Below are 10,540 nucleotides of genomic sequence, written 5' to 3' on the forward strand. Positions count from 1 at the left end.
ATAACTGATAACTGATAACTGATAACTGATAACTGATAACTGATAACTGATAACTGCTCACTGATAACTGATAACTGATAACTGCTCACTGATAACTGATAACTGATCACTGATAACTGATAACTCCCCCATCTCCCCGCCCAAGCCCGGTCTATCCCCTCTATAAATATCTCTTCAGATTACCCTGTAGCCGCCTATAACCCTTTTGTGTTAGAATTTTTGAGTGTTTTGTCATTTTAAAGCATATAAACCGCTCAAAGCGTTTACTGGAGAAGCCCTGATATGACAAGTAGCTACAGTGCCGATCAGATTCAAGTATTGGAAGGTCTCGAAGCGGTACGCAAGCGTCCGGGAATGTACATCGGTTCTACCGGTCCACGGGGACTCCATCATCTAGTTTACGAGGTTGTAGACAATTCGATTGATGAGGCGCTGGCTGGCTATTGCACTCATATCGAAGTTGACTTCAACGCCGATGGCTCCGTTAGCGTTACCGACGATGGACGGGGTATTCCCATAGATACCCATTCTAAGACCGGCAAATCAGCATTGGAAACAGTAATGACGGTGCTGCACGCCGGCGGTAAGTTTGGCGGCGGCGGTTATAAAGTGTCAGGCGGATTGCACGGGGTTGGGGTTTCTGTCGTCAACGCCCTCTCAGAATGGGTGGAAGTTACGGTTTGGCGAGAGAAACGGGTTCATACCCAGCGCTACGAACGCGGTGTTGCGATGGGTGATTTGGTCGTCAAACCCGGTAAAGAAGATCGCACGGGGACGGCGGTTACGTTCAAACCGGACACGCAAATCTTTAGCAATGGGATCGAGTTTGACTACTCTACAGTAGCAGGGCGGCTGCGAGAACTTGCCTATCTCAATGGCGGCGTGAGGATGACGTTTACAGATCACCGCATCTCTCCTGAACGCATCGACAGCTACCACTATGAGGGGGGTATCCAGGAATATGTAGCATACATGAACCGGGAGAAGGAACCCCTGCACCAAGAAATTATCTATGTTCAGGGTGAACGGAATAATGTGCAAGTGGAAGTGGCGCTGCAATGGTGTGTGGATGCTTACAGCGATAACCTACTGGGATTTGCCAACAATATCCGCACGATTGATGGCGGGACTCACTTAGAGGGATTAAAGACAGTCCTGACTCGGACATTAAACGCGATCGCACGCAAGCGGAATAAACTTAAAGACAGTGAGGCTAACCTCGGCGGCGAGAATGTTCGGGAAGGATTAACTGGAGTTATTTCCGTCAAAGTCCCTGATCCAGAATTTGAAGGACAAACCAAAACCAAACTAGGGAATACAGAAGTCCGGGGTATCGTTGATTCCCTGGTTGGCGAAGTGTTGACGGAGTACCTGGAATTTCGCCCTCAAGTGGCTGATTCTGTTTTAGAGAAAGCCATCCAAGCCTTTAAAGCCGCAGAAGCAGCGCGTCGGGCGCGGGAGTTGGTACGGCGTAAGTCTGTATTGGAGTCATCTCCCCTACCGGGTAAGTTAGCCGATTGCAGTTCTAGAGATCCCTCTGAATCCGAAATCTTCATTGTTGAGGGGGATAGTGCAGGCGGTTGTTTTGATGGCGATACGCTGGTGGCTTTAGCCGATGGGCGTTCTCTCAGCTTCAAAGACATTGTGGCGGAACAGGCGATGGGGAAAGAGCATTTTTGCTACACCATTCGCCATGATGGAACGATTGGGTTAGAGCGGATTATCAACCCTCGGATGACAAAGGCGAATGCCCAAGTGATTCAGGTGACACTGGATAATGGGGAAACACTGATTTGTACACCGGATCACCCCTTTATGTTGCGAGATGGCAGTTACAAAGCCGCCGCCTTGCTCACCCATGAAGATTCCCTAATGCCCCTTTATCGCAAGCTGTCGGACAAGAGTGAACCGGGGATTACCATTGACGGTTACGAGCTGACATGGAATCCTCGCTCCCATAGTTGGCTCTTTACCCACCTGTTAGCTGATTGGTATAACCGCTGGCAGGGTATCTATTGGAGTGATGAAGCCAATCGTCTGGCTCAAGCTGAACGGGTTCATAACTATTTTGCCAATAATCCTGACGCACGGGAATCTCATTCCCAGCGAGCCAAGCAACAGTGGCAAGATGAGACTTTACTGGAATGGCGGCGAGAAAAGACACAGGAGCAATGGACACCTGAATTTCGCACCAAGCGTTTAGCCACATTGCACCAAACTTACTATCGCAAAACATTGGCAGCTCTAAAACAAATTGAAATTGAGCAAGGTCAACTGGATCTTGACGCCTACAATGCCTACCGCATCCAAACTCGTGATAAGTCGATGTTGCGATTTGACACGTTCTGTCAGCGTTATTTCCAGGGTGATGAAACCCTCGCTCGCGAAGCTGTTGCCAACTACAATCATCGGGTTGTTGCCATCGAACGCCTAGAAAAACGAGTGGATGTTTACGATATTGAAGTTCCCCACACCCATAACTTTGCCCTAGCCAGTGGCGTTTTTGTTCACAATAGTGCCAAACAAGGACGCGATCGCCAATTTCAAGCGATTCTACCTCTGCGGGGTAAAATTCTCAACATCGAGAAAACTGATGATGCCAAAATTTACAAGAACACAGAAATTCAGTCCCTGATTACGGCACTAGGTTTGGGTATCAAAGGTGAGGAGTTTGACCCCTCTAATCTGCGTTACCACCGCATCGTAATTATGACGGATGCTGATGTAGATGGCGCCCATATCCGCACTCTATTGCTGACCTTTTTCTATCGCTATCAACGAGCATTAGTGGATCAGGGGTATATCCACATTGCTTGTCCGCCATTGTATAAAGTAGAACGTGGACGCAATCATTACTACTGCTATAGCGATCGCGAACTCACGAACTTGGTTCAAAATGAGTTCCCCGCTAACGCTAATTACACCATCCAACGGTTTAAAGGGTTGGGTGAAATGATGCCAGTACAACTCTGGGATACCACGATGAACCCAGAAACGCGGACAATGAAGCGGGTGGAGATCGAAGATGCAGCGGAGGCTGATCGCATCTTTACCGTTCTCATGGGCGATCGGGTTGCACCTCGGCGGGAATTCATTGAAACCTATGGCGCCCGACTCGATTTAGCGGATCTGGATATTTAAGTTCCTTTCTTAGCAAGGTTTAGATCCCCCTCGCATCCCCCTTCACAAGGGGGACTTTGATTACACCAACTAAGATCCCCGACTTCTCCAAGACGTCGGGGATCTGTGTACATCACTAACTACCAAAAACGCTGTATTTTATGGTTCCCCCCAATATTTCCCCCCAATATTTCCCCCCAATATTTCCCCCCTTTCAAAGGGGGGCTAGGGGGGATGGGGGCTAGGGGGGATCTCTTCTTGAGTAAGGGTTTCAGCCTTGAGTTGATAACCTACCCCGACACACCCTGATAATCAAACCAATTAATCAATTCAGATTATTAATTGGCATTCTTCTGCTTTTTGGACTGTTGGCGTTTAAAGAAAGCACCGAATCCTAACGCCATACCGGAACCCAGAATGGTGAGCGGTTCGGGAACAGCTTCTGGATCAGGCAAATCTCCGTCAAATACTACCGAACTGTTTCCATTATTCGGAGCAACGATATGGTATTCTCCATTTCCCGTAATTGATCGAGCAATCATTTGCCCATTAATATGACCATTCGAGAACTCATTGTACTCAGCCAACGGAGCCAAAACGCTGCCTTGCCAAGCAAAACCTGTAGAATTAAGCTGCGTTGCATCAACAAAGTTGAATAAAACCCGGTTAGCACCAGCACCGTTGGGATTACCATTGAGATTCATTTGAAAACCACTCTGGAGATCGAATGGGTTCCCCGTTACGTTAACCAAAACCGTCGAATTTGAATCAAACGTAATATTGAGATTATTTGCCGAGGCGAAAACTGATGCATCAAGCTCAAAAACGTTCAGACCTGAACTTGCACCATTTAGAGTGAGCTGACCAAAGCCGTTATCGTTAACTGTACCGTTGGTAGCTAGACCCCCCAATTGAGTCGAATACTTCTTGTAGAATTGCTCAGCCTGAGCAAAGTTGATGGGAGTTTCTGATTTTAATGTCCCATTAGGAATGCTGGGTGCGCTGATAACATTACCCCCCACCACCACATCACCGACGTATACCTGACCTCCGTTATAGTTTAAGTCGCCGCCAACCACTAGAGTGTTACCTGCACCGTTAGCCGGTAACTTGGTCGCCGTTCCAAAATTAGTCAGTTTCGCATTGCCACCAACGGCTATCCTACCGTGAGCATCCACATTGTCAAGGTCTATATCATCAAAGGCGAAAACATTAAAACCTTCAGCCGGACCAATCAAAGCAGCCTGAGCGGGGATAGAGAGGCTGAGGGCTGCGGTGGCACCTAAAACTGTACTGGCGCTGGCAACGGCAATTTTCTTTAGATTCTTGTTCATTGTTTCCGGGTTTAGCTGTTTAAACTGTGGAAGTGATTAACTTATTAAGTCTTTTTTTAATCATATTTTTATCCCGAAACATTTGGGTAAAGATTCTATGAAAATTGCCATTCTATTTTATAAAGTTTTAATGAAGATTAAGGATCAGTTTATTTCAGTAGTTTTTATAAAGTTTTCATAAAAAGTTCCCAAAGTTTGATGAAGACTTGATGAAGATACTCAGTTCAAAAAAGCGATCGTGCCCCCTGACGCGGTGCTATAATTGCCCCATTGCCTAGGGGGATCAGCCAAACTGACGATCACCAGATGAGTGGCGATCGCTAAACTGACATCACTCCTCATAAGGGTCAAAAATCACCTCAAATTCAGCCCCACGCATAAAGCGACTGAGTACACGTTGGTGATCTTCGGCATCTTGACGGTTGTAAAATCGGGCTACCGTACAGCGACGAGCATCATTCAATAAGCGGATGATCACCCAAGGGCGGGTTAAGTCTAAGGGTTCTTGAAGGTCCGGCTTACTGCTCAGGATGTCTAACCGTTCCTGTTTGAGAGCATTATGTACCAATAACATCAGTTGTTTTCGGGCTGGAGTTTCCTGATTGGGTAAAACTGTCCAACTTGCCACAGGTGCGGGTAAATAGGTCAATGTATGAGAATCCTCTCCTTTAGTGACGTTCCAAGCCAGACGGCGAGGTTGTTTTTGACATTGATACCCCTGCTGTCTGAGAACCGAACAAAGACGTTCACCTTCTTTGGTTAGGCGCAACCAGTCACTATGCTTCATGGCGATTCCAGAATAAAGAATAAATAGATAACTTCTCCCCAATCCCCAGAAAAACCAGAGAAATAGAGGTTTCGCTAGTTACCCTACTTAAGGTTTATTCCCGAAAAACTATCGCCATTGTTTTGACAAATAAATTAATTTATGGTATTAATATGCTCTTCAGAAATGTAGAGATACTCTACAGAAGTATCTTCGATGACGAGACACTCCTGGGCATTCACCACTCACGCTTCCAGTCGTGGCGCGATCGCCTGTAAAATTTTATCGGAGAGAATGCTCAAGGCGGTGCGCTCTCGCAGCCATATCACTAGGTCGGGACAGGTCATCCTTTGTCCTCATCATACAATTTGGTTTATAGTTTCTTTAGAGATCATTCATGGATCAATCCCCGTAACCAACGGCAAAACCCGACCAAATGATCGAGCTGACGAATCTCTGGGTTCCTCTGGCGCTTTTGGGCTTGATTATCCTAGCTGCGCTCTTTTTTAGTTGGGCGAGTTAGACGAATTTTGACCCTGCTTCCCCTATCCCTTGCCCTATTGCCATCCACCATCCCATTATCTCTGGGTATGGGTACAATATGCAGCAGTGATTTTAGCCCCCCTTGTTATCTATGAGCGGAAATATGCCGCCGATTAGTGATTTACGCGCTCGCCATACTGGCTGGGATAAACCAACGCCAGAAAATCTGAAGGAGATTGGCACGATTGAGTTTTTCTGGCGAAATTTATTTGAGGCAATTTTCCATCCGGAGCAGGGTAACTGGCAACATCATTGGCAACAGCTCTACAATCTGATTTTGGAGCGATGTCCTGACAATGATGAACGCCGCACGACTATTTTCTACCTAGAGACAGTCAAAAACTGCTTGAAGATAGAGGGAGACTGGAGAAAGTATTGGAAAAGGATACTGATTTATATGGAAAATGCCAGAGATTGGGCGAGGAAATCGGTTATCCGAGGATGAGCCTGATTCCAGAAAGAGTGGGATGATACACCGCTCGTAAATGTCTACCCACAACTACCCAAAACTAAGCATTTTGGGTAGGTGGGGTGAGCGTGCAGACTCAGCCGTAAAAAAGAGTAACCTACCATCTGGCAAGGTTGGCTACGCTTCCTTTGGTCATGACACCCAAGAATGAACGCTAGTTTTTGGCACTGTCGGAACTATCAACGAAAGGCGAGACATCGAACAGAAGCCCTCTGATACTCCATAACAAGCCTGAGAAGCATTGTCGAAGCCAACATTACTTTATTAAGGACTGGTCAAACCGACCAAACAAATCATGTCAAACTATGTTTTTTTGATTGATGCCAATAAAACACCGATGAATCCAATTCATCCAGCACAGGCAAGGAAATTGATGGAAGCTGGCAAGGCGGCGGTGTTTCGTCGTTATCCATTCACATTGATCATGAATCGAGTGGTAGAAAACATCATTACCTATCCACTCACACTCAAGATTGACCCAGGCTCCAAAACCAGCGGAATTTCACTGGTGAACAACCGGGATGAAGTTGTCTGGGGCATGGAGCTTGAACACCGAGGGCAACAGATTAAAGATGCTCTTTTAACACGTAGAACGGTTCGCCGGGGACGAAGAGGGCGCAATACTCGTTACCGTCAAGCTCGTTTTCTGAACCGCAAGGGCTCAAAGGGGTGGTTAGCACCTAGTTTGATGCACCGTGTTTTGACAATTGAAACTTGGGTGAAAAGGCTTTGCCAATTTGCACCCATCGCTGAAATCAGACAGGAATTAGTCCGATTTGATATGCAGCAGATGGAGAACCCAGAAATCTCAGGAGTCCAATACCAGCAAGGGACTCTCTTCGGTTTCGAGGTACGAGAGTATCTTCTAGAAAAATGGGGACGCAAGTGTACTTACTGCTCAAAAAAAGGCGTTCCATTGCAAGTCGAACATATCATTTCACGCGCCAAGGGCGGTTCTGACCGTGTTTCTAACCTGTGTCTTGCCTGTGAAAAGTGCAACCAAAAGAAAGGGACTTCATACCTGAAAGACTTTCTCAAAGGTAAACCCGAACTAGAGAACCGCATTCTCAAACAAGCCAAAGCACCGTTGAAAGATGCTGCTGCGGTTAACGTAACGCGCTCGAAGTTATTCGAGACGCTCAAGGCAATGGAACTACCCGTGACGACCGGGACAGGTGGACAAACCAAATATAACCGCACTCGGTTAGGACTCGATAAAGCGCATTGGTTAGATGCTGCTTGTGTTGGTGTAACCGAAATGCTCAAAGTTTTGACCAATAAGATTCTGCAAGTCAAAGCAACGGGTCAAGGCGGACGACAACGATGCCAAACCGATAGACTAGGTTATCCGCACAAGTATCGCCCATTGCGTCCGATTCATGGCTTCTGTACTGGCGACATCGTGAAAACGATCATCCCAAAAGGTGTGAACACAGGAACTTATGTTGCTCGACTTTGCCCATACAGCAACGGTAGAGGTGAGATCTATCCGACAACTGGTAAAAAACGGATTGGCATCAAACTCGAATATGTCGAAAAACCAATTCATCGAAAGGATGGCTACAGCTATGGGTGAAAAGTACCCAAACGGGAAGAAATGTCTAGATGTGTCCAGAAATTAACAAACAGCTTCTAACCCGTTATAGGAGATGAGAGAGATGTTCGCCTGGGACGAAGTCGGGAAGATGAGGGAGTTGTGAGTTAAATCAAAAGCATCCTGATCTACACCTGTAAATCTTGAACAAAGGAAAACGAAGGAATAGAGGAGCCGGTCAGGATGCCTGAATATCAGTGGAAACTAACGATTATAGAGCGTAACTTGTTGTTATCGAATTGGATGAACCTGATTCCAGAAGCCCAAGAGCGTATGCTACAAGAGGCGGATGAGTTGATGGCGATGTTACCCTTGTGTGATAAGCAACTGTTACTGGCGTCTTTGGAAACTCTTCACTATCATACCCAAGCCGAGTTACACCAGAAGATCCAGCAGATTTTAGGGAGTCAGATGGAGTTATATGCTGCATAGGTAGGGGTTGAATTTTTACCGGAAAAGCGATGGGTGAAGGCTCCCACGCTCTTTAGCTGGGAGATGAAACCGAGCGAACCGTTTAGGTAGCGAATTTATTCGCCAGTCAAATAATTCGGATAACGTTCTACTATTGTGGTAATGTAAATACAAGTCGCGGGAGGGCATTCCGAGACTATAAACGGACGTGGAGAGGGTGTAAGACCTCATTTGGAGGCAACCTTCAGCGAAGCGTCAACCCCAATCAGCGACCACCCCTAAAAAGGTGGCGTGGTGAGGAATCCCCCGCGCTCTTTAGCCGGGGGAGGATGTCAACCACAGAGCCTGTGTATGGTAGGGGCACGACATGTCGTGCCCCTACAGATGGTTCTTAAGAAGAACACAGCAGGTTAATTAGGGACTGGGGAATTTCTTCAAAATGTTCTAATAAAAAATCCATGATTGCCAGATGGCGCAAGTCAACGGGTTGAGGTGGATGATACCCTTGACCTCGGTTGAACCAACACTGCACTGTCCCCAGGGAACGGGAACAAATATGAGAAAGTTGTTCATAAGTCACATCCCATTTGGAATAAAACTGCTTTGGCGTCATCGCTAATTCACAGTAACTGTAGAGGTCAATGATGTATTTTTCACGCTGGGTGATCGGGCGGGGATTGTGTCGCCGTTGGGCATCATAGCGTCCAGTCGGGCAATGCAGAGATGGGAGTGCGTTCTGCGCTTCGCAGCAGCGCTGTGCTATCCCATGTCGAGAATGGGTTGGATAAAGGTAGGGGTTGCCATTATCTTCTGTTGATTCAACGGGATCGGGTATTGTTACCAAATCCGCTTCAGAAGCCGTATCCGTGGTTACCCAACCTGCACTGGGAGAATCAGGAGCAAGTTGAATCAGGTAGTAAACCATCCACTGACGGTGATGGTGGTTGTATTCAGAGAAACGTCCCAGAATCACGCCCCAGTCGGGATTAGCGGTTTTCCATTGCACGCGATCGCCTTCTGTGTAGCGAGGGGTGGGAAACTTGTTGAGCGTTGAGTCTTGAATGGTGAATTGTGTGTAGGGGCGGGTTTGATGATTATTGTTTCTTTTTTCCTCAGATGTGACTAACCCCGCCCCAACCGAGAATGTAGAGACGTAGCAGGCTACGTCTTTACTCTCTATCTCCTCACCATGGCGCAGGGTATTTAACGCACCCGCGATGAGTTTACCGTTGAGGCTTTGGGTTAACTGCTGAATAAATAGCTTCGCGATCGCGTTGACTTCAGCATCCGTCAGATGCATTTGCGACGCATCGAAGTCAATGTCGCTGTAGTGCTTGAGGTGGAAGAGGAGTTGGGTAATACCAAAGTCCTCTAGCGCTTGTTGGTCGGTTGTTTCAGCGGTATGGCAGGTGTCGAATTGAGACATCAATTTATCCAAACGCTTCAGCACACTCAAAACGCTATACAACTCATTTCCTGAATTGAAAATATCAAATAGTTTAGATAAAGCGTACTGAGTTCTTTCTCCTTTAACTAATTTGATAAACCTGAAACTACTCCCATATAACCTCAAAATACTGTATTTAGCCCCCCTAGCCCCCCAACTTTGGGGGGAACCGGAAGTTCAAAGTCCCCCAGAATTGGGGGATTTAGGGGGCGACTGAGCTTCTGCTACTTTGACAATGTGGGCTAGAACAGCTTGCAAATCGTTTAAAACAGCTTCGTTTGTAAACCTTAATACTCGATAGCCAAAAGCCTGAAGCTGCTCTGTCCGAGCGTCGTCATAGTCTTTTTGCTGAGCATGAATGTCGCCATCTACCTCAATTACCAACTTACAGGATGGACAATAAAAATCAACAATAAAACGTCCCACTGGATGTTGAGAGCGAAACTTAAGTCCTGCCAGTTGACGACGCCTCAAAGCGTTCCACAAGCAGGCTTCTGCGGGAGTAAGCTGTTGACGCAAGCGACGAGCGGATTGCTCAATTGGTTTTGTAGTGCCGCGAATTCTATGAGAGTTTTTTTGCATCAGTAAAGTGAGGTAAATGATAATAATATAGCTAGAGTATCTTTCATCAATAAACTTCCTGCACGAATCAAAACTTGCCCCCCTAGCCCCCCAACTTTGGGGGGAACCGGAAGTTCCAAAGTCCCCCAGAATTGGGGGATTTAGGGGGCTGATTAACCTCAAACATGAACAGAGAAGACTTGCATGTACAGGATAAGCAACTTTGGGGGGAACCGGAAGTTCCAAAGTCCCCCAGAATTGGGGGATTTAGGGGGCTGATTAACCTCAAACATGA

General features: G+C 46.8%; 8 protein-coding genes. 4 read left to right on the forward strand and 4 right to left on the reverse strand.

All coding sequences use genetic code 11. From position 1 onward, the window contains the following. Positions 1-282 precede the first annotated feature (282 nt). Positions 283-3,141: a DNA topoisomerase (ATP-hydrolyzing) subunit B gene (gene gyrB / locus ACLGGO_RS33725; RefSeq protein WP_446422586.1), complete on the forward strand. Its 2,859-nt coding sequence runs from the start codon at positions 283-285 to the stop codon at positions 3,139-3,141. 317 nt (positions 3,142-3,458) lie between these two features. Here the strand turns inward: gyrB and ACLGGO_RS33730 are convergent, their stop codons facing one another. Both ACLGGO_RS33730 and ACLGGO_RS33735 read right to left on the reverse strand, forming a co-directional pair. After that, positions 3,459-4,454: a PEP-CTERM sorting domain-containing protein gene (locus tag ACLGGO_RS33730; protein ID WP_446337427.1), complete on the reverse strand. Its 996-nt coding sequence runs from the start codon at positions 4,452-4,454 to the stop codon at positions 3,459-3,461. A gap of 331 nt (positions 4,455-4,785) precedes the next feature. Then, entirely contained in the window at positions 4,786-5,241 is a 456-nt protein-coding gene (locus ACLGGO_RS33735) for a hypothetical protein (protein WP_446422587.1), read from the reverse strand. Between the two features lie 613 nt (positions 5,242-5,854). Between ACLGGO_RS33735 and ACLGGO_RS33740 the strand changes: the two genes are divergently transcribed. From ACLGGO_RS33740 to ACLGGO_RS33750, 3 genes are all read left to right on the forward strand, one after another. Next, positions 5,855-6,208 (forward strand): hypothetical protein, encoded by a 354-nt coding sequence (locus ACLGGO_RS33740; RefSeq protein ID WP_446337425.1) that lies wholly within the window; start codon positions 5,855-5,857, stop codon positions 6,206-6,208. A 319-nt stretch (positions 6,209-6,527) separates the two neighbouring features. Continuing rightward, positions 6,528-7,808 (forward strand): RNA-guided endonuclease IscB, encoded by a 1,281-nt coding sequence (gene iscB / locus ACLGGO_RS33745; RefSeq protein ID WP_446422588.1) that lies wholly within the window; start codon positions 6,528-6,530, stop codon positions 7,806-7,808. A gap of 201 nt (positions 7,809-8,009) precedes the next feature. Continuing rightward, positions 8,010-8,258 (forward strand): hypothetical protein, encoded by a 249-nt coding sequence (locus ACLGGO_RS33750; RefSeq protein WP_446422589.1) that lies wholly within the window; start codon positions 8,010-8,012, stop codon positions 8,256-8,258. A gap of 370 nt (positions 8,259-8,628) precedes the next feature. Here the strand turns inward: ACLGGO_RS33750 and ACLGGO_RS33755 are convergent, their stop codons facing one another. Continuing rightward, positions 8,629-9,663, reverse strand: coding sequence for a hypothetical protein (locus ACLGGO_RS33755; RefSeq protein WP_446422590.1), 1,035 nt, complete (start codon positions 9,661-9,663; stop codon positions 8,629-8,631). 198 nt (positions 9,664-9,861) lie between these two features. After that, on the reverse strand, positions 9,862-10,266 hold the full coding sequence (locus ACLGGO_RS33760; RefSeq protein ID WP_446339625.1) for an endonuclease domain-containing protein: 405 nt from the start codon (positions 10,264-10,266) through the stop codon (positions 9,862-9,864). Between the last annotated feature and the right edge of the window lie 274 nt (positions 10,267-10,540).

This window comes from Coleofasciculus sp. (assembly GCF_046565525.1).
GTDB lineage: Bacteria > Cyanobacteriota > Cyanobacteriia > Cyanobacteriales > Coleofasciculaceae > Coleofasciculus.

What these genes read in the sequence shown, in the direction of transcription:
- gyrB (WP_446422586.1), top strand. Translation starts at nt 283, where the DNA reads ATGACAAGTAGCTACAGTGCCGATCAGATTCAAGTATTGGAAGGTCTC.
- ACLGGO_RS33730 (WP_446337427.1), bottom strand. Translation starts at nt 4,454, where the DNA reads ATGAACAAGAATCTAAAGAAAATTGCCGTTGCCAGCGCCAGTACAGTT.
- ACLGGO_RS33735 (WP_446422587.1), bottom strand. Translation starts at nt 5,241, where the DNA reads ATGAAGCATAGTGACTGGTTGCGCCTAACCAAAGAAGGTGAACGTCTT.
- ACLGGO_RS33740 (WP_446337425.1), top strand. Translation starts at nt 5,855, where the DNA reads ATGAGCGGAAATATGCCGCCGATTAGTGATTTACGCGCTCGCCATACT.
- iscB (WP_446422588.1), top strand. Translation starts at nt 6,528, where the DNA reads ATGTCAAACTATGTTTTTTTGATTGATGCCAATAAAACACCGATGAAT.
- ACLGGO_RS33750 (WP_446422589.1), top strand. Translation starts at nt 8,010, where the DNA reads ATGCCTGAATATCAGTGGAAACTAACGATTATAGAGCGTAACTTGTTG.
- ACLGGO_RS33755 (WP_446422590.1), bottom strand. Translation starts at nt 9,663, where the DNA reads ATGTCTCAATTCGACACCTGCCATACCGCTGAAACAACCGACCAACAA.
- ACLGGO_RS33760 (WP_446339625.1), bottom strand. Translation starts at nt 10,266, where the DNA reads ATGCAAAAAAACTCTCATAGAATTCGCGGCACTACAAAACCAATTGAG.